This is a genomic window from Streptomyces sp. NPDC037054, assembly GCF_055606745.1.
Genome location: NZ_JBVJSJ010000002.1, coordinates 322,067 through 340,369 on the forward strand (window position 1 = coordinate 322,067; position 18,303 = coordinate 340,369).

Here is an 18,303-nt window from a genome sequence, read left to right on the forward strand (position 1 = left end):
GGGTCCGGCAAGAAGGCCCCGGCGACGACGGAAGGCGAGGCAGCGATGCGGGCAGTGGTGTTCGAGCGGTTCGGAGGCCCGATCGGCCTGCGGCAGGTGGAGGATCCCGCTCCCGCGGAGCACGGGGTGGTCGTGCGGGTCGAGGCGACAGGGCTGTGCCGCAGCGACTGGCACGGCTGGCAGGGTCACGACCCTGACATCACGCTGCCGCACGTGCCGGGGCACGAACTCGCCGGTGTGGTCGAGGCGGTGGGCGCCCGGGTGACCGGGTGGCGGGCCGGGGACCGCGTCACCGTGCCCTTCGTCTGCGCCTGCGGCACCTGCCCGGCCTGTGCCGCCGGGGACCAGCAGGTGTGCGAGCGCCAGACGCAGCCCGGCTTCACCCACTGGGGCTCCTTCGCGCAGTACGTGGCGCTCGACCACGCCGACGTGAACCTCGTCGCCGTTCCCGACGGCATGTCCTTCGCGACGGCGGCCGGGCTCGGCTGCCGGTTCGCCACGGCGTTCCGGGCCGTCGTCCAGCAGGGTCGGGTCGCGGCGGGGGAGTGGGTCGCCGTGCACGGCTGCGGGGGCGTCGGCCTGTCCGCCGTGATGATCGCGGCCGCCGCCGGAGCGCGCGTCGTCGCCGTCGACGTGTCACCGGGGGCGCTCGACCTGGCACGCAAGTTCGGTGCGGCGGAATGCGTGGACGCCTCCGGTACCGACGACACGGCCCTGGCCGTACGGGAGCTGACCGGGGGCGGCGCCCACCTGTCCCTCGACGCCCTCGGCGCGCCCGTCACCTGCGCCGCCTCGGTCAACGGCCTGCGCCGCCGCGGCCGGCACGTCCAGGTCGGCCTGCTGCCGTCCCCGACCGGCACCACCCCCGTGCCCATGGCCCGCGCGGTCGCCCTGGAGCTGGAGATCCTCGGCAGCCACGGCATGGCCGCCCACACCTACCCGGCGATGCTGGAGACGGTCCGGTCCGGCGTGCTGCGCCCCGACCTGCTGGTGACGTCGACGATCCCCCTGGACGCGGCCCCGGCCGCGCTGACGGAGATGGGGACGGCCCCGGTAGCGGGGGTGACGGTCGTCGAGCCCTGGAGCTGACCGGGGCGCGCGGGCGGGCGTCACGGTGAGGTGACGACGTCAGGTCTCCCCCCGGCCGCGATTGCGCGGCCTGGACGCCACCCAGCGCCGGACCGTCTCCGGGTACCAGAAGGGCTTGCCGGCCTCCACCAGGTCGGGCGGCGGCAGCAGCCCGTGCTTGCGGTACGAGCGGACGGTGTCCGGCTGGACGCGGATGTGTGCGGCGATCTCCTTGTAGGACCAGAGCCGGTGGTCGGTCATGAGGTACACCTCCCCGCGCGCACCGCGGCGCGACCGGGGACGGCCGTCGGGGGAGCCGGGTGCTGCGCTGGCGACAGAGCCTGTACCGGGTCAACGACGCACAGTGACGACCCGGCAGGTGCCGTGCGCGGGTGTGACGGGAATTTCGCCGGGCCGGGACATGTGTGACACGAGGGTGGTGTTCGTGACACAAGTGGAGCAAAGGAATGGGTCGGCTCATCGGCATGGCGCGTTGACAGTGCGGTCCCGGTCCCGGTCTGACCTCGGTCCCGGTGCGGCCTCGGTCCCGGCCCGGCCCCGATCCCGGTCGCGGTTTCCGGTGGCAGCGGTGGGTGGGAGTGCGAGGCGGTGGTGAGACGGGGCCGGGCCCGGCGCTCCGCGCTCGACTGCGCTCGACGCGAAGCAACAGGAGTGCAGGGGCACGCCTGTGACCGGGCCCGGCCCGCCGGCTCCCCCCGCGTGGCTCGGCGCGGCGGCCGAGGGCCTGCGCGCCTCCCCGTGGCGGACTGGCCGGACGCACAGCCTGCACCGACCGCGACCCGGGGGTCTTGGAAAAATCCGCACTCGGGCAACCGGCGCTACCGGTTCGTGCCCAGGGGCGCCGGGCAGGCGCGGTCGGCTCAGCCCCGGCCCACCCCGTCCAGCACCAGGCTCGTCGCCTCGCCCGCCAGGCGGTCGGCGTCCGGTGGCTGGACCGCGAGGCGTCGGGCGGTGGCGAACTCGCCCGGTGTGCATCCCGTCATCGCCTTGAACTCGCCGCTCAGATGCGCCTGGTCGTAGAAGCCGCACAGGGCCGCCGTCTCGGCCTGGCTCCGGCCCGCCGCGAGCAGCCGGCGTGCGTGTTCCAGGCGCAGCACCCTGGCCGCCGCCTTGGGGCCGAGCCCGATCTGCTCCCGGAAGCGGTTCTCCAGCTGCCGTACGCTCCAGCCGACACGCTCGGCCAGTCGCGGCACCGGCACCGTTCCCCACGACCGCACCAGCTCCGCCCACGCGTCGATCACCCGCGCCGAACTCGGCGTCCCGGCCGCCGACCACCGGGTGAACGCGTCGTCGAGCAGCCGGAAGCGCTCCGCCCACGTCGGCAGCGCGGCCAGCGCGCCGCACAGGTCGCCGACGCTGCGCCACCGGCCGCCCGTCCGGTCACGGCCGAGGGCGTGCGGCAGTTCGTCGGGGTCGAGGACGCGCTCGGCGAGTTCGTACTGCGGAGTGCCGAACAGGGTGAACGCCGCCCACGGCATGAGCAGCACCTCGATGCCGGACAGCCGTCCGGAGTGCTCGCCCACGGCCGCGGTGGTCGTCGGCCCGGAGTAGAGACACACGAGCGTGACCGGGGGCTGCCCGGGGCGTGAGACGCGGATCGGCCGGTCGAAGCCGAGCATCAGGGTCGCCGCCCCGATCGGCGCCTCCAGTCTGCGGCGCGGCCCGTCCAGGTCGAGCCGGACGCCGCGGTACCCGATGACGCCGGGCCGCAGCCGGGGATGGGGCGCCGCGACGGCGATCTCCCAGCGGCCACCGGGCCCGTGCCCCGCTCCGACGCTCACCCGACCACTCGCCATCGCCCGCCCCCACGGTTCCGTGCACCCGTTCCGCCCGCCCGATCGAACCGCCCGATCGAACCGCCCATCGTGCTACGGCACTCCGGCCTGCGGACGGGAACGGCGAAAGCGCCTGCGGACGGGAACGGCGCAAGCCGCACAGCGGGCCGGGGGAAGCGGAGGCACAAGCCGTCCGGGGGAAACATCCGGGGGAGAACCTGCAGCTTCCAGACGTCTGGTCCGAATGTCCGGACAAACTATTGACAGGGCTCCACGTACGGGACTAGAAACCGGTCGACAGCAGCACGCAGAACGCCTCCGGTGCGGGAGCCCGGTTTCGCCCTGGCAGGAGCGAACCGCGAGCGACGACTCCCCGCCCGCCGCGGCCCCCGCGCCGGAGGTTCCCGCCGGACGAGCGGTTCCGGCCGTGCCGACGGCGCCGCCGACCCCCACATGTGTCTACGCGGGGGCCGAAACGGCAGACACTGTGTCGGGCGCGCGTCCCGCTCGCCCCTGGTGGGATGGAGAGGGGGCCGAGACCACGACCCGACCGTCGGCGGTCAGGCCACATGAGCTGTACGAACGGCACGTCTGCACCCGACGCCGCCATCTGTGAAGGAGTTCCCCGGCATGACGAAGATCGTCAACCACTGGATCGGCGGCAGGATCGCCGAAGGCGCATCGGGCAGCTACGGGCCGGTGACGAATCCGGCGACCGGCGAGGTCACCACGAAGGTCGCGTTCGCGTCGGTCGAGGAGGTGGACGCGGCGGTCGCGGCGGCCAAGGAGGCCTTCGTGACGTGGGGCCAGTCGTCGCTGGCTCAGCGCACCTCGATCCTGTTCAAGTTCCGCGCGCTGCTCGACGCCCACCGCGACGAGATCGCCGGGCTGATCACCGCCGAGCACGGCAAGGTGCACTCCGACGCGCTCGGCGAGGTCGCGCGCGGCCTGGAGATCGTCGACCTGGCCTGCGGCATCAGCGTCCAGCTGAAGGGCGAGCTGTCCACGCAGGTCGCCAGCCGCGTCGACGTGTCCTCGATCCGGCAGCCGCTCGGCGTCGTCGCGGGCATCACCCCGTTCAACTTCCCGGCGATGGTGCCGATGTGGATGTTCCCCATCGCCATCGCCTGCGGCAACACGTTCGTGCTCAAGCCCAGCGAGAAGGACCCGTCGGCGTCCCTGAAGCTCGCCGAGCTGCTCGCCGAGGCGGGCCTGCCGGACGGTGTCTTCAACGTCGTGCACGGCGACAAGGTGGCCGTCGACCGTCTCCTGGAGCACCCGGACGTCAAGGCCGTGTCCTTCGTCGGCTCGACGCCGATCGCCCGCTACATCCACACCACCGCCTCCGCCAACGGCAAGCGCGTGCAGGCCCTCGGCGGCGCCAAGAACCACATGCTGGTCCTGCCGGACGCCGACCTGGACGCGGCGGCCGACGCGGCCGTCAGCGCCGCCTACGGCTCGGCGGGCGAGCGCTGCATGGCCATCTCGGCCGTGGTGGCCGTGGGCGCCATCGGCGACACCCTCGTGGAGAAGATCCGCGAGCGCGCCGAGAAGATCAAGATCGGCCCCGGCGACGACCCGGCGTCCGAGATGGGCCCGCTGATCACCAAGGCCCACCGCGACAAGGTGGCGACCTACGTCACGGGTGCGGCGGCGGAGGGCGCCGAAGTCGTCCTGGACGGCACCGGCTACACCGTCGACGGCCACGAGGGCGGCCACTGGATCGGCATCTCCCTGCTCGACAAGGTGCCGACCACGGCGAAGGCGTACCAGGACGAGATCTTCGGCCCGGTGCTGTGCGTGCTGCGCGCCGAGACCTACGAGGAGGGCGTGGCGCTCATCAACGCCTCGCCGTTCGGCAACGGCACCGCGATCTTCACCCGGGACGGCGGCGCCGCCCGCCGCTTCCAGCTGGAGATCGAGGCGGGCATGGTCGGCGTGAACGTGCCGATCCCGGTGCCCGTCGGCTACCACTCCTTCGGTGGCTGGAAGGACTCGCTCTTCGGCGACCACCACATCTACGGCAACGACGGCACGCACTTCTACACCCGCGGCAAGGTCGTCACGACCCGCTGGCCGGACCCGGCAGACGCCCCGTCCGGCGTGGACCTGGGCTTCCCGCGCAACCACTGACGCCGCCGGCCGAACCGTGCCCCGCCCCTGGCCGACCGGGGGCGGGGCACCGGCGTGTCAGCCCTGTCGGCCCTCCTGCTCGGAGACCTTCTTCACCTCTTCGGTGAGGTCGCCGGTCTCGGCGGCCGGCGGGGGCTCGATGTCCCGCGTGGCGCCGAACTTGTCGAAGTCCATGCTCACCTTCATGGCGCCGATCTCCTGGACGATGCGCACCGGCAGGTCCTTCGGCCCGACCCAGACGTCCATGGTGACCTCGCCGGAGCCGCCCGTGATCGAGTGGAACGGGGTGTCCCCGCCGTAGGCCTTCTGGAACTCGCCCAGGTCCTCCGGGCCGAGCACGGCCCGGTAGTGCGTCGTGGACGTGCCGTTGACGGTCTCCTCGCCGAGGTCCTCGACGTCGCTCGCGTACTTCAGGCCCTTCATGGAGGCCGACGGGCTCGCCGAGTTGCCCGTGAGGGCGCTCGCGCCCTGCTCGCCGAAGATGGCCGAGCCGTCGATCTTCATCCACTCCTTGCCCTGGAGCGGGCCGGAGGGCTGCGGGTCGACGTCGTAGTAGTAGGCGCCGTCGACGAACAGCGTGCGCACCGTCGGCGAGTCCGTCAGCTCCTGCATCTGGGCGGCCCTGGCGTCCATCTCGACGTCGAACGCGTAGCCGTCGCCCCACGAGTACGTGCCGTCCATCGAGACGGGTTCGCCCGCGCCCAGGTCGGTGGTCATCCTGACCTCGGCCGAACCGAGCCGCTCGGTGCGGTCCGTGGCCCGCGACAGCGCCGCCATGATCGTGTCGGCCTTGTCCACCGCCTCCGCGGCCGTCTTGGCGCCCTCCGCACCGCACGCGGACGTCGCGACCGTCGCAGCCGCCGTCAGCCCCACCCAGGCCGCGGTGTACCTCGGCTTCATGAGCCCCCACCCTTTTCGCTGTGGATCAACTGTGGCGGCGACTCTAGCGGGCGCCACCGACAACGTCCGGATACCGGACGGGCAAAGGTTTTTTCACCGCCCTCCCTGCGGTTCCCGCAGCCCTCAACGGCAAGGAATCCCCAGTGGAAAGTGCCGTATTCGAGTGCGAAATGCCCGTCAGGCGACGGATTCCGTAGGTAAACGACCATTGACGTGCCGGTTTTCGTTGGGATTCCATGCGGCGTCGGGAGCGGACGACCAGCACGTACGACCGAAGCCGCCGGAGGCGATAGCGCTCCCGCCCGAACCCCGCCGCACGAGTCGATCGGAACTGCCGCATGACCGACACGCTCCGCCCTGTCGAGACCCCCCTCGCCGGCCCGCCGGACAGCAGTCAACGCAAGCTCAAGCGTTCCATCGGGGTCGTCGGCGGGACCCTGCTGACACTGTCGTGCGTGACGCCCGCCTCGACGCTGTTCGTGGTCGTCCCCGACCTGTTCGGCTCGCTCGGCACCGCCACCGCCCTCACGATCGCCATCGGCTCCCTCCTGTGTGTCGCCGTGGCGTTCTGCTACTCCGAGCTGGGCACCCTCGTCCCCAGCGCCGGAGGCGAGTACGCCATGGTCTCGACGCTGGCCGGACGGCTCGCGGGATGGCTGGTGTTCGTGCTCTCCCTGCTCGTCGTCATGATCGTGCCGCCGGTGATCGCGATGGGCACCGCCGACTACCTCGCCCCGGTCGTCGACCTCGACCCTTCCCTGGCCGGCGCCGGCGTCATGCTGCTCGCCACCCTCGCCGGACTGCTCGACCTGCGCGCCAACGCCTGGATCACCGGCGTCTTCCTGGTCCTGGAAGTCGTCGCGGCGGCCGTCGTCGCGGTCCTCGGCTTCGCGCACAGCGAGCGCGGCCCCGGCAGCCTCGCCTCCATGCAGGTCGCGGGCGCCGACGGCGGCCCCGACGCGGTGACCGCCATGCTGGTCGTCTCCGGCCTGGCCATCGCCCTCTTCGTCACGCAGGGCTTCTCCACCGCCGTCTACCTCTCCGAGGAACTCCAGGACCCGCGCCGCACCGTCGCCCGCACGGTGCTCGCCACCCTCGGCATCTCCGCCGTGATCATCCTGGTCCCGGTCGTCGCCATCACCATGGGCGCCTCCGACCTCGCGGAACTCACCGGCGGTGACATCGGCGCCATGGTCACCGCCTGGTCCAACTCCGCGGTCGGCACCTTCGTCAGCCTCTGCGTGGCCCTCGCCATCGTCAACGCCGGCATCGTGATGGTCATTCAGAACTCGCGCGTCCTGTTCGCCTCCGCCCGCGACAAGGCGTGGCCCGAGCCCGTCAACGAGGTCTTCGGCAAGCTCGGCCGGTTCGGCTCCCCCTGGGCCGCCACCCTCGCCGTCGGCGTGCCCGGCGCGGCGCTGTGCTTCGTCAACCTGGACACCCTGTACGGCGTCACGGGCGTCTCCGTCACCGGCATGTACCTGCTCGTCGCGGTCGCCGCCCTGCTCGCCCGGCGCGGCACGCACCGGCACACACCCGCGTGGCGCATGCCGCTGTGGCCCGCGATGCCGGTCCTGCTGATCGCCGTCCTCGCCTACGTCCTGAGCCGCCAGGAGACGGTCCATCTCCTGTGGACCGGCGGCATCACGGCCGTCGCCACCCTCTACTGGGCGCTCTACCTCCGCCCGCACCGCGACACCCGCTGGCTGGTGTCCGTCCCGGAGGACGCGCGCGCCTGAGCGCCGCCGCCTACCGCGTCCGTGGTACGCGGCGGGTCCGCCGTACTCCCGGGGGAGGGCCGCGGCCTCGATCCACAGGCTGCTCCGGCTGTCGGAGCCGGACCGTACTGTTGACGCATGGATCTTCGACTGCCCGCGCTCCGAGGGCTGCTTCGGGGGCCCCGGCGGCTGCTGGCCGCCGGGGCCGCCGTCGTCGTGCTCGCCGGCGCCGGCACCTGGACGGCCGTCGCCTCCGACGACGCGCCCCCGGTGCACCGCGCCGACCGCGTCATGAGCGTGGGCGACGGAGTGCGCATCGACACCTCGTACTTCACCGCGGGCCCCGCCGGCCGCCGCCCGGCCGTCCTGCTGGGGCACGGCTTCGGCGGCAGCAAGCACGCCGTCCGGCAGCAGGCCGAGCAACTCGCCCGGGACGGGTACGCGGTACTGACGTGGTCGGCGCGCGGCTTCGGCCGGTCCACGGGGAAGATCGGGCTGAACGACCCCGAGGGCGAGGTCGCGGACGTCTCAAGGCTCATCGACTGGCTCGCCGGACAGCCCCAGGTCCAACTCGACGCGGCGGGCGACCCCCGCGTGGGCATGTCCGGCGCCTCCTACGGCGGCGCGATCGCCCTGCTCACCGCCGGACACGACGACCGGGTGGACGCCCTCGCCCCGGCGGTCACCTACTGGAACCTGGCGGACGCCCTCTTCCCGAACGACGTCTTCAAGAAGCTCTGGGCGGGCATCTTCGTCAACACCGGCGGCGGCTGCGCCCGGTTCGAGCCCGACCTGTGCCGGATGTACGAGCGCGTCGCCGAGTCCGGCACCCCCGACGCCGAGGCGCGCGCCCTGCTGGAGCAGCGCTCGCCGTCCGCCGTGGGCGACCGCATCAAGGTCCCCACCCTGCTGGTGCAGGGCCAGAGCGACTCCCTCTTCCCGCTCGGCCAGGCCGACGCCGCCGCCGCGAGGATCCGGGCGAACGGCGCCCCCGTCGACGTCGACTGGATCGCCGGCGGGCACGACGGCGGCGACCCGGAGACGGACCGCGTGCAGGCACGCGTGCGTGCCTGGTTCGACCGCCACCTCAAGGACGACAAGTCCGCCGACACCGGCCCCGCCTTCCGCGTCAGCCGCACCGGAGGCGTCGACTCCACCGACGGCGCCGCCCTCCTCAGGGGCGCGAGCGCCGACACCTACCCCGGCCTGGCCGGCGGCATGCGGCCGGTCGCCCTGAGCGGCGGCGAGCAGGCCTTCGCCAACCCGCCGGGCGCCAACCCGCCCGCCGTCTCCGCCCTGCCCGGCCTCGGCGGCGCCGGGGGCCTCGCCCAGCTGTCCTCCCTCGGCGTCGGGATCTCCCTCGACTTCCGCGGCCAGCACGCGCGGTTCGACTCCGCGCCCGTGACGAGAGACCTGCGCATCACCGGATCGCCCACGGTCACCGCGCGGGTGACCTCCACCTCCGACGACGCGGTGCTCTTCGCCAAGGTCTACGACGTCGGCCCGGGCGGCACCCAGCAGGTGCTCCCCGCCCAACTCGTCACGCCCCTGCGCGTGCCGGACGCGAAGTCCGGCAAGGATGTCACGATCACGCTGCCCGCCGTCGACCACGAGGTGCGCAAGGGCCACCGCCTCCGCCTGGTCCTCGCCTCCACCGACCTCGGCTACGCGTCGCCCGCCGCACCCGCCACGTACACCGTCGCCCTCAGGAGCGACCTCCAGGTGCCCACCGCCCCCGGAGTGGAGACGGCCGCCGCCCCGCTGCCCGCGTGGGTGTGGTGGCTGCCGCTCACCGGCGCCGCCCTCGCCCTGGCCCTGCTGCTGACCGCCCGCCGCCGCACGGCGGCCCCGGCCCCCGACCCCGAACTGGCCGACGTCCCCCTGCGGATCACCGGCCTGAGCAAGCGGTACGCGAAGTCCACCGACCGGTACGCGGTACGCGACCTGTCCTTCCAGGTGGAGCGCGGCCAGGTGCTGGGCCTGCTCGGCCCCAACGGCGCCGGCAAGACGACGACGCTGCGCATGCTGATGGGCCTCATCACCCCGGACGCGGGCGAGATCCGCGTCTTCGGCCACGCCGTCCGCCCCGGCGCGCCCGTGCTGTCCCGCGTCGGCGCCTTCGTCGAGGGCGCCGGATTCCTGCCGCACCTGTCCGGCCGGGAGAACCTGGAGCTGTACTGGCGGGCCACCGGCCGTCCGGCCGAGGACGCGCACCTGGACGAGGCGCTGGAGATCGCCGGACTCGGCGACGCGCTGGCCCGCGCGGTGCGCACCTACTCGCAGGGCATGCGCCAGCGCCTCGCCATCGCGCAGGCCATGCTCGGCCTGCCGGACCTGCTCATCCTCGACGAACCGACCAACGGCCTCGACCCGCCCCAGATCCGCGAGATGCGCGAGGTGATGATCCGGTACGCGGCCGCCGGCCGCACGGTGATCGTCTCCAGCCACCTGCTGGCGGAGGTCGAGCAGTCCTGCACCCACCTCGTGGTCATGGACCGCGGCCGGCTCGTCCAGGCGGGCCCGGTCGCCGACATCATCGGCTCGGGCGACACCCTGCTCGTCGGCACCGGCACGCCCGTGGACGAGCCGGTCGCGGAGAAGGTCGCCGCCCTGCCGGGCGTGGCCTCCGCCGTGCGCACCGACGACGGCCTGCTGATCCGGCTCGACACCGGCGGCAGCGCCCGCCAGTTGGTCGCCGAGTTGGTCCGCCTGGAGGTGCCCGTGGAGTCGGTGGGCCCGCACCGCCGCCTCGAAGACGCCTTCCTCACCCTGATCGGAGGCTCCGCGTGAGCACGCTCACCGAGCGGACCCCACCGCGCCGCCAGGACGAGGTCGCCTCCGGCTACCGTCCCGGCCGCACCCTGCCGCTGCGCGTGGAGCTGGTCCGCCAGCTCAAGCGCCGCCGCACCCTGGTGATGGGCGCGATCCTCGCCGTCCTGCCGTTCGTGCTGGTCGTGGCGTTCGCGATCGGCGGCGACCCGGAGGGCCGCGGCGACCGCATCACCCTCATGGACACGGCGACGGCGTCGGGCGCCAACTTCGCCGCCGTGAACCTGTTCGTGTCCGCGAGCTTCCTGCTGGTGATCCCGGTCGCGCTGTTCTGCGGCGACACCGTCGCCTCGGAAGCCGGCTGGTCCTCCCTGCGCTACCTGCTGGCCGCGCCCGTGCCGCGCGCCCGGCTGCTCGCGTCGAAACTCGCCGTCGGCCTCGGCCTCAGCCTGGCCGCGATGGTCCTGCTGCCCCTCGTGGCGTTCGTCGTCGGCACCGTCGCCTACGGCTGGGGCCCGCTGCGGATACCGACGGGCGGCGAGCTCGCGCCGGGCACCGCCGCCCAGCGGCTCGTGGTGGTCGTGGCGTACATCTTCGTGTCCCAACTGGTCACGGCCGGACTCGCGTTCTGGCTGTCGACGAAGACGGACGCCCCGCTCGGCGCGGTGGGCGGCGCGGTCGGCCTGACCATCGTGGGCAACGTCCTGGACGCGGTGACCGCCCTCGGCGACTGGCGCGACTTCCTGCCCGCGCACTGGCAGTTCGCCTGGGCCGACGCCGTCCAGCCCCGCCTGGAGTGGTCCGGCATGATCCAGGGCACCGCGGTTTCCGTAACGTACGCGCTCGTGCTGTTCGCGCTGGCCTTCCGCGGTTTCGCCCGCAAGGACATCGTGTCCTAGGTCTCCGGAAGATCACCTACCGGTCTCGGCGGGCCGTGTTTGTGCCCGCATCGAGACTCATCCGCAACGCTCCGTGCCGCACGTTCCGGCCGCCGCCGACGTCACAGTCACAAGAACCGGCGTCAACGAACCGATGGGGGACGGACGATGGAGTGGTACGGGACACGACGGCTGCGCGGCGCGCTGGTCGCGCTCACGGCGGCGGGCGGACTCCTGCTCACCGGCTGCGCGGCGGACGGCGAGGCGAACAAGGCACACGACAGCAGCAGGCGCGGCTCGGGCTCCTACCCCGCGCCCGACGGCCCGGCCCCGGGCGAACGGCGGGGCGAGGGACGGGACGAGGACTCCCGCGAGGTGGCCCCCTCGCCCGACCTGCGGTCCACGTTCGCCCTGGACGTGGACACCGCCTCCTACGGCTACGCGCGCCGCACCCTCTCCGAGGGCCGGCTGCCCGACCCGTCGACGGTCCGCCCCGAGGAGTTCGTCAACAGCTTCCGCCAGGACTACGAACGCCCCGACGGCAACGGCTTCTCCGTGACCGTCGACGGCGCCCGCACCGGCGAGGAGGACTGGTCCCTGGTCCGCGTCGGCCTCGCCACCAAGGCGCCCGGCCGCGCCGAGGACCGGCCGCCCGCCGCCCTGACCTTCGTCGTCGACATCTCCGGCTCCATGGCCGAACCGGGCCGCCTCGACCTCGCGAAGCACTCCCTCGGCGTGATGACGGACCGGCTGCGCGACGACGACTCGGTCGCCATCGTCACCTTCAGCGACGAGGCCGAGACCGTCCTGCCGATGACCCGCCTCGACGGCAACCGCGACGAGATCCACGACGCCGTCGACACCCTGGAGCCCACCGACTCCACCAACCTCGGCGCAGGCGTCGAGACCGGCTACGAGACCGCCGTCGAGGGCCTGCGCAAGGGCGCCACCAACCGCGTCGTCCTCGTCTCCGACGCCCTCGCCAACACCGGCGACACCGACGCGGACGCGATCCTGGAACGCATCGCGACCGAGCGCCGCGAGCACGGCATCACCCTCTTCGGCGTCGGCGTCGGCAGCGACTACGGCGACGCCCTCATGGAGCGCCTCGCCGACAAGGGCGACGGGCACACCGAGTACGTGTCCGACGAGGGCGACGCGGCCGAGGTGTTCAGCGAACGGCTCCCGCAGAACGTCGAGCTGACCGCGCGCGACGCCAAGGCCCAGGTGACCTTCGATCCGGAGACCGTCCGCGAGTTCCGCCTCGTCGGCTACGACAACCGCGCCGTCGCCGACGAGGACTTCCGCGACGACCGCGTCGACGGCGGCGAGGTCGGGCCCGGCCACACCGTCACCGCCCTCTACGCGGTGCGGACCGAGCCGGGCGCCGACGGCCACCTCGCGACGGCCACCGTCCGCTGGCTCGACCCCGGGACCCGCGCCCCGCACGAGGAGTCGGGCAGCGTGGAGTCCGACTCCCTGCACGACTCGGTGGCGAAGGCGCCCGCCCGGTTCCAGGTGACCGCGGTCGCCGCGTACTTCGCCGACGCCCTCCGCTCCGGCGACAGCCGCTACAGCCGGCTCCCGGACGCCCCGACCCTCGGCGAACTCTCCGAGCGCGCGGCCCGGTTGGCGCGCACCACGGAGGACGACGCGGTGCGCGAACTCGCCGACGCCGTCGACCAGGCGGACCGCTACGGAGCCTGACGACCTTCCCTGCCCACTCACGCCGCCCACCAGCCCACGCCTGGTGCCCGCCGGAACCCCGCCGGCGGGCACCAGGCGTACGCCACCCATTGACCTTTCCTTACGTATGAGTAAGTTGACTGGTGAGTAAGTAAGGGTGGTCGACGACCACGGCACGTCAGCTCAAGCCGCGACCGGGAGCCGTCATGGGCGTACGCAAGGATCTGAAACGGGCGAAACGGCGCACCGACCTGCTGGAACGGGGCCGGGTCGATCTCGTCAGGGACGACACCGGCACCGTTCGCGAGGCCCACGCCGCCCCGCTGGCACCGCGGCCCGTCACCGGCAGCACCGCCGACATCCCGTACACCAACGCGGCCGAGGCGCCGGACGCCGTGGTGCTGCGCCGCGAGCACGACGGCGGCTGGCAGCCCGTGACGGCGGCGGCCTTCGCCCGTGAAGTGACGGCCGTCGCCAAGGGTTTCATCGCCGCCGGCCTCGAACCGGGCGGCCGGGTCGCCGTGATGTCCCGCACCCGCTACGAGTGGACCGTCCTGGACTTCGCCGTCTGGGCCGCGGGCGGCCAGAGCGTGCCCGTCTACGCCACCTCGTCCGCCGAGCAGGTGGACTGGATCGTGCGCGACTCGGGCGCCCGGTACGTCGTCACGGAGACCGCCGAGCACGCGGCCACCGTCCTGACCGGCACCAGCGGCCACCCCGAGCCGCCCCGCGTCTGGCAACTCGACGCGGACGCCCTCGACGACCTCACCCGCCTCGGCGCGGACGTCCCCGACGCCGAGGTCACCAAGCGCCGCACGGCCCTGACCCCCGACACCGTGGCGACCGTCTGCTACACCTCCGGCACCACCGGCCGCCCCAAGGGATGCGTCCTCACCCACGCCAACCTGCACGCCGAGGCCGCCAACACGGTCGAGCTGCTGCACCCCATCTTCAAGGCGGTCACCTCCCGCGCCGCCTCGACGCTGCTCTTCCTGCCGCTCGCCCACATCCTCGGCCGCACCCTCCAGATCGCCTGCCTCTCGGCCCGCATCGAGATCGGCCACTGCCCCAGCATCAAGCCCGACGAACTCCGCCCGGCGCTGCGCGCGTTCCGCCCCACGTTCCTCGTCGGCGTGCCGTACCTCTTCGAGAAGATCCACGAGACCGGCCGCGCGACCGCCGAGAAGATCGGCCGCGGCGCCTCCTTCGACCGCGCGCACCGCATCGGCGTCCGCTTCGGCGAGGCGTACCTCAACCGCTTCCTCGGCCGCGGCAAGGGCCCCGGCCCCGGCCTGTACGCCGCGTGGGCGCTGTACGACCTGCTGGTCTACCGGCGCATCCGCAAGGAGATCGGCGGCCGGGTCCGCTACGCCATCAGCGGCGGCTCACCCCTCGACCGCGACCTCAACCTGTTCTTCTTCGCCGCGGGCATCATCGTCTACGAGGGCTACGGCCTGACCGAGACCACCGCCGCCGCCACCGTCGTCCCGCCCCTGCGCCCCCGCCCCGGCACCGTCGGCCGCCCCGTCCCCGGCACCGCCGTGCGCATCGCCGACGACGGCGAGGTCCTCGTCAAGGGCGGCATCGTCTTCGGCTCGTACTGGAACAACCCCGAGGCCACGGACGCCGTCCTCGACGACGGCTGGTTCGCGACCGGTGACCTCGGTGCCCTCGACGAGGACGGCTACCTCACCATCACGGGCCGCAAGAAGGACATCCTCGTCACCTCGGGCGGCAAGAACGTCTCGCCGGCCGTCCTGGAGGACCGGCTGCGCAGCCGCCCGCTGGTCGGCCAGTGTCTGGTCGTCGGCGACAACCGGCCCTTCGTCGGCGCCCTGATCACCCTCGACCCGGAGGCGGTCGCCCACTGGCTGGCGGTCCGCAAACGGCCCGCCGACACGCCGCTGTCGGAGCTCGTCCGGGACGAGCGGCTGCGCGCGGACGTGCAGAAGGCCGTCGACCACGCCAACGAGGCCGTGTCCCGGGCGGAGTCGATCCGCGCCTTCGCCCTGATCGATGGCGAGTTCACCGAGGAGAACGGCCTGCTCACCCCGTCCCTGAAGGTCAAGCGGCACGCGGCGACGGCGGCGTACGCGGCGGAGATCGAGGCGCTCTACGGGGCCTGAGCCCCGTCCTCGCCCGGGACACACGCAAGCGGCGGGCCACCGGGGGAACCGGTGACCCGCCGCGCCGAGCCTGGGCTCAGTTGTTGCCCGCGCCGTTGCCGGACAGGGCGGAGATGTCGTCGAGGATGTGCGACAGGGGCTCGTCGCCCTTGGCCTGCGTGGAGTTCTCGACGCACTGCTGGTTCTGCGGGGCCGACAGGATCGGGATGTCCTGGACGGCGACCGGGATGAGACCGACGACAGAACCGACGTTGGCCTTCAGGGGGAGGCCGACACACGGCTTGTTCAGCGAGCCCTGGACCAGCGACAGCTGCGGGCTCATGTCGCCGAACGTGGCCGAGTTGCCGAACTCCTGCGAGGCGCCGTTGCCACTGGCGGACGTGGTGCCGCTGTCGTTGCCGATGGCGAGCGCCTGGGGGGCGGCCGCAGCCGAGACGCCGGCGACGGAGGCGGCGATGGCCGCGGTGGCCCACAGCTTCTTCATGTTCATTCCCTTCGAAAAGCGGACTCCGGGGGAGGAGCTGCATGATCGTCAACGCCCCGACCCCCGCCGTGGTTGCGGGCAGTGCCCCGTTCGGCTCAGCGCGTTACCGGCGCCCAACGGGCGCCCCCGCGCGGCCCGTTCACGCCCCGGCGACCTTGCGCGCGGCGCCCCCGCGGCCCACGCGCCGCACACGGAAACGAGCGGGCCGCCGAAGGATCGGCGGCCCGCTCGTCGGGGCCCGGAGGAGGGGGCCCGATGGGCTCGGTGTGCGTGAACCCGCGAGGCGGAACGGTCAGTTGTTGCCCGCGCCGTTGCCCGCGAGGACCGAGATGTCGTCGAGGATGTGCGACAGCGGCTCGTCGCCCTTGGCCTGCGTGGAGTTCTCGACGCACTGCTGGTTCTGCGGGGCCGACAGGATCGGGATGTCCTGGACGGCGACCGGGATGAGGCCGACGACGGAACCGATGTTGGCCTTGGCCGGCAGGCCGATGCAGGGCTTGTTGAACGAGCCCTGGATGAGCGCCATCTGCGGGCTCATGTTGCCGTACGTGGCCGAGTTGCCGAACTCCTGCGAGGCGCCGTTGCCGCTGGCGGACGTGGTGCCGCTGTCGTTGCCGATGGCCAGCGCCTGCGGCGCGGCCGCGGCGGAGACACCGACGACGGACGCGGCGACCGCGGCGGAGGCCATAACCTTCTTGATCACTTGCTAGTCCCTTCTGGAGAAACCCCGTCCACCGGAGCGCTCTGGTCAACTTCCCGGCGGCCGTTTGGTTGCTCCCATTCACTCCGACGGAGCACAGGGGACCGTCACTCCGTCGAGTGGCCGCGCCCCGTGATTCCGGGAATTCCGCGGCGCGAAACGATCCGATCGGGTGACCCCCCGCAACCAATCCTCGCGGCCGCTGTTGATGCGAGGGCAGGAACATCCCTCTTGGCCCAGCTACGTCTCGGCCAGTTCCGTCTGGCCAGCGGCCAGGAAAGGAAAAGCGAAATGCTGAAGAAGGCAATGGCCACGGCGGCGGTCGCCGCGTCCGTCGTCGGTGCGTCGGCCGCCGCCGCCCCGCAGGCGCTCGCCATCGGCAACGACGCCGGCACCACCTCCGCCAGTGGCAACGGCGCCCACCAGTCGTTCGGCAACCAGATGACCAAGGGCGACCTGAGCCCGCAGGCCACGCTGGTGCAGAGCTCGCTCAACAAGCTGTGCGTCGGTCTGCCGGCCAAGGCCAATATCGGTTCCGTCGTCGGCCTCATCCCGATCGCCGTCCAGGACGTCCCGATCCTGTCGGCCCCGCAGAACCAGCAGTGCGCGGAGAACTCCACGCAGGCCAAGGGCGACGAGCCGCTGTCGCACATTCTGAGCGACATCTCGGCGCTGTCCGGAAACGGTGCGGGCAACAGCTGAATCAGCTGATCGCCGGTGTGTGGATTCCGTGAAGGCGTTCGGGTGAATTCGCCCGTGCGCGGGCGTTCCGCAGTTTCTTCGGCCGTCCGTTCCTCGTTTCACAGCACACAGGTCATGGTGGGCATGACCGCAGAGAAGGGACAGCTCATGAAGAAGAGCGCTGCCGTCGTCGCGGGCGCGATCATGGCCTTTGGCGCGGCCGCCCCGGCCGTCGCCGACTCCGGTGCCCAGGGCGCGGCCATCGGTTCCCCGGGCGTCCTGTCCGGCAACGTCGTCCAGATCCCGGTGCACGTGCCGATCAACCTGTGCGGCAACACCGTGAACGTGATCGCGGCGCTGAACCCCGCGTTCGGCAACACGTGCGTGAACGACTGACGGTGTAGAGCACAGCCGCCCCGGTGGCGGCACGGCCGGCCTCGGACCGCCCAGTTCGCGCTCCGAGGCCGGCCTTCGCCGTCTCTCCGAGCTCCTCCGCTCGAACTCGTCTCCTCGAGTTCGGGCCCATCTCCTCAAGCAGGAAGACCACGAGATTGCGACAGACCCTGAGCAGGGGAATGGTCGCGGCCGCCGCCGCGACGAGCGTCATGTCCCTGTGCGGCAGCCCCGCCCTCGCCGACTCGGGCGCGAGTGGTACCGCATCGAACTCGCCGGGCGTCCTGTCCGGCAACAACGTCCAGGCTCCGGTCGACGTGCCGGTGAACGCCTGCGGCAACACCGTCGACGTGCTGGCCGCGCTCAACCCGGCGTTCGGCAACTCCTGTGCCCACGACTCCGGTTCGGACGACGGCGGCTCCGGTGACACGTCCGGCCACGGCGACGACGAGTACGGCTCCGGTGGTTCCGGCGGCTCCGGTGGTTCCGGCGGCGCCTCGGCCGAGGGCGGCACGGCGGGCTCGCCCGGCGTCGGCTCCGGCAACCACGGGCAGGTGCCGGTGGACGTGCCGGTGAACGCCTGCGGCAACACGGCCGACCTCATCGGCATCCTCAACCCGGCCTTCGGCAACGACTGCGAGCCGCCCGGCTACGGGGACACCCCGCCGACCACGCCGCCCACGACGCCGCCGGTCACCCCGCCGACGACCCCGCCGAGCAAGCCCCCGGTCACGCCCCCGGTCACCCCGCCGTCGACTCCTCCGGCGACGCCGTCGACCCCGGGCGTGCCGAACACCCCGTCCCCTGGCGGCGGCCAGAAGCCCCCGGCGCTGGCCGACACCGGCACGGACGCCGTCCTGGGCGCCTCGGCCGCGAGCGCCGCGCTCATCCTGGGCGGCGCCATCCTCTACCGCAGGGGACGCGCCGCGTCCCACCGGTAGTCACAGGGCGCCGGGTGGTCATCGGGTGCC

The 18,303-nt window shown here is 72.9% G+C and carries 15 protein-coding genes and 1 pseudogene; 11 read left to right on the plus strand and 5 right to left on the minus strand.

From position 1 onward, the window contains the following. The first annotated feature begins 45 nt into the window (after nt 1–45). Nucleotides 46–1,089 (plus strand): zinc-dependent alcohol dehydrogenase family protein, encoded by a 1,044-nt coding sequence (locus tag ACZ7D7_RS06430; RefSeq protein ID WP_470823195.1) that lies wholly within the window; start codon nt 46–48, stop codon nt 1,087–1,089. Between the two features lie 39 nt (nt 1,090–1,128). Here the strand turns inward: ACZ7D7_RS06430 and ACZ7D7_RS06435 are convergent, their stop codons facing one another. Both ACZ7D7_RS06435 and ACZ7D7_RS06440 read right to left on the minus strand, forming a co-directional pair. Next, nucleotides 1,129–1,329, minus strand: coding sequence for a helix-turn-helix transcriptional regulator (locus tag ACZ7D7_RS06435; RefSeq protein WP_470822815.1), 201 nt, complete (start codon nt 1,327–1,329; stop codon nt 1,129–1,131). A gap of 620 nt (nt 1,330–1,949) precedes the next feature. After that, a complete protein-coding gene (locus ACZ7D7_RS06440) occupies nt 1,950–2,885 on the minus strand; it encodes a helix-turn-helix domain-containing protein (protein ID WP_470822816.1) in 936 nt (311 codons plus the stop codon). 391 nt (nt 2,886–3,276) lie between these two features. Between ACZ7D7_RS06440 and ACZ7D7_RS06445 the strand changes: the two are divergent. Then, nucleotides 3,277–3,480 (plus strand): annotated as a pseudogene (locus tag ACZ7D7_RS06445) (3D-(3,5/4)-trihydroxycyclohexane-1,2-dione acylhydrolase (decyclizing)); the annotation flags it as partial. Nucleotides 3,481–3,494: 14 nt separating this feature from the next. Then, a complete protein-coding gene (mmsA, locus tag ACZ7D7_RS06450) occupies nt 3,495–4,997 on the plus strand; it encodes a CoA-acylating methylmalonate-semialdehyde dehydrogenase (protein ID WP_470822817.1) in 1,503 nt (500 codons plus the stop codon). Nucleotides 4,998–5,054: 57 nt separating this feature from the next. Here the strand turns inward: mmsA and ACZ7D7_RS06455 are convergent, their stop codons facing one another. Next, complete coding sequence (locus ACZ7D7_RS06455) at nt 5,055–5,897, minus strand: SCO4651 family lipoprotein (RefSeq protein ID WP_470822818.1); 843 nt, start codon at nt 5,895–5,897, stop codon at nt 5,055–5,057. Between the two features lie 338 nt (nt 5,898–6,235). Between ACZ7D7_RS06455 and ACZ7D7_RS06460 the strand changes: the two genes are divergently transcribed. The 5 genes from ACZ7D7_RS06460 (at nt 6,236) to ACZ7D7_RS06480 (ending at nt 15,074) form a co-directional block, all read left to right on the plus strand. Beyond that, nucleotides 6,236–7,636 (plus strand): APC family permease, encoded by a 1,401-nt coding sequence (locus tag ACZ7D7_RS06460; protein WP_470822819.1) that lies wholly within the window; start codon nt 6,236–6,238, stop codon nt 7,634–7,636. A 117-nt stretch (nt 7,637–7,753) separates the two neighbouring features. After that, nucleotides 7,754–10,405 (plus strand): alpha/beta fold hydrolase, encoded by a 2,652-nt coding sequence (locus ACZ7D7_RS06465; RefSeq protein WP_470822820.1) that lies wholly within the window; start codon nt 7,754–7,756, stop codon nt 10,403–10,405. Further along, complete coding sequence (locus ACZ7D7_RS06470) at nt 10,402–11,283, plus strand: ABC transporter permease (protein WP_470822821.1); 882 nt, start codon at nt 10,402–10,404, stop codon at nt 11,281–11,283. The genes ACZ7D7_RS06465 and ACZ7D7_RS06470 overlap by 4 nt, the downstream gene beginning before the upstream one ends. A 147-nt stretch (nt 11,284–11,430) precedes the next feature. Continuing rightward, nucleotides 11,431–12,969 (plus strand): vWA domain-containing protein, encoded by a 1,539-nt coding sequence (locus ACZ7D7_RS06475; protein WP_470822822.1) that lies wholly within the window; start codon nt 11,431–11,433, stop codon nt 12,967–12,969. 185 nt (nt 12,970–13,154) lie between these two features. Beyond that, a complete protein-coding gene (locus ACZ7D7_RS06480) occupies nt 13,155–15,074 on the plus strand; it encodes an AMP-dependent synthetase/ligase (protein ID WP_470822823.1) in 1,920 nt (639 codons plus the stop codon). 76 nt (nt 15,075–15,150) lie between these two features. On the opposite strand, the gene ACZ7D7_RS06485 is transcribed toward ACZ7D7_RS06480, so the two are convergent. Both ACZ7D7_RS06485 and ACZ7D7_RS06490 read right to left on the minus strand, forming a co-directional pair. Further along, complete coding sequence (locus tag ACZ7D7_RS06485) at nt 15,151–15,558, minus strand: rodlin (RefSeq protein ID WP_470822824.1); 408 nt, start codon at nt 15,556–15,558, stop codon at nt 15,151–15,153. 292 nt (nt 15,559–15,850) lie between these two features. Beyond that, on the minus strand, nt 15,851–16,261 hold the full coding sequence (locus tag ACZ7D7_RS06490; protein WP_470822825.1) for a rodlin: 411 nt from the start codon (nt 16,259–16,261) through the stop codon (nt 15,851–15,853). A 288-nt stretch (nt 16,262–16,549) separates the two neighbouring features. On the opposite strand from ACZ7D7_RS06490, the gene ACZ7D7_RS06495 reads away from it, so the two are divergent. From ACZ7D7_RS06495 to ACZ7D7_RS06505, 3 genes are all read left to right on the plus strand, one after another. Beyond that, on the plus strand, nt 16,550–16,960 hold the full coding sequence (locus ACZ7D7_RS06495) for a rodlin (protein ID WP_470822826.1): 411 nt from the start codon (nt 16,550–16,552) through the stop codon (nt 16,958–16,960). A gap of 147 nt (nt 16,961–17,107) precedes the next feature. Further along, on the plus strand, nt 17,108–17,335 hold the full coding sequence (locus tag ACZ7D7_RS06500) for a chaplin (protein WP_470823196.1): 228 nt from the start codon (nt 17,108–17,110) through the stop codon (nt 17,333–17,335). Nucleotides 17,336–17,490: 155 nt separating this feature from the next. Beyond that, a complete protein-coding gene (locus tag ACZ7D7_RS06505; RefSeq protein WP_470822827.1) occupies nt 17,491–18,273 on the plus strand; it encodes a chaplin in 783 nt (260 codons plus the stop codon). The last annotated feature ends 30 nt before the right edge of the window (nt 18,274–18,303 follow it).

Excerpts from the sequence above, each read along its gene's own strand:
- ACZ7D7_RS06485 (WP_470822824.1), bottom strand. The coding sequence starts at position 15,558 with ATGAAGAAGCTGTGGGCCACCGCGGCCATCGCCGCCTCCGTCGCCGGC.
- ACZ7D7_RS06435 (WP_470822815.1), bottom strand. The coding sequence starts at position 1,329 with ATGACCGACCACCGGCTCTGGTCCTACAAGGAGATCGCCGCACACATC.
- ACZ7D7_RS06460 (WP_470822819.1), top strand. The coding sequence starts at position 6,236 with ATGACCGACACGCTCCGCCCTGTCGAGACCCCCCTCGCCGGCCCGCCG.
- ACZ7D7_RS06500 (WP_470823196.1), top strand. The coding sequence starts at position 17,108 with ATGAAGAAGAGCGCTGCCGTCGTCGCGGGCGCGATCATGGCCTTTGGC.
- mmsA (WP_470822817.1), top strand. The coding sequence starts at position 3,495 with ATGACGAAGATCGTCAACCACTGGATCGGCGGCAGGATCGCCGAAGGC.
- ACZ7D7_RS06495 (WP_470822826.1), top strand. The coding sequence starts at position 16,550 with ATGCTGAAGAAGGCAATGGCCACGGCGGCGGTCGCCGCGTCCGTCGTC.
- ACZ7D7_RS06475 (WP_470822822.1), top strand. The coding sequence starts at position 11,431 with ATGGAGTGGTACGGGACACGACGGCTGCGCGGCGCGCTGGTCGCGCTC.
- ACZ7D7_RS06430 (WP_470823195.1), top strand. The coding sequence starts at position 46 with ATGCGGGCAGTGGTGTTCGAGCGGTTCGGAGGCCCGATCGGCCTGCGG.
- ACZ7D7_RS06440 (WP_470822816.1), bottom strand. The coding sequence starts at position 2,885 with ATGGCGAGTGGTCGGGTGAGCGTCGGAGCGGGGCACGGGCCCGGTGGC.
- ACZ7D7_RS06480 (WP_470822823.1), top strand. The coding sequence starts at position 13,155 with ATGGGCGTACGCAAGGATCTGAAACGGGCGAAACGGCGCACCGACCTG.
- ACZ7D7_RS06455 (WP_470822818.1), bottom strand. The coding sequence starts at position 5,897 with ATGAAGCCGAGGTACACCGCGGCCTGGGTGGGGCTGACGGCGGCTGCG.
- ACZ7D7_RS06465 (WP_470822820.1), top strand. The coding sequence starts at position 7,754 with ATGGATCTTCGACTGCCCGCGCTCCGAGGGCTGCTTCGGGGGCCCCGG.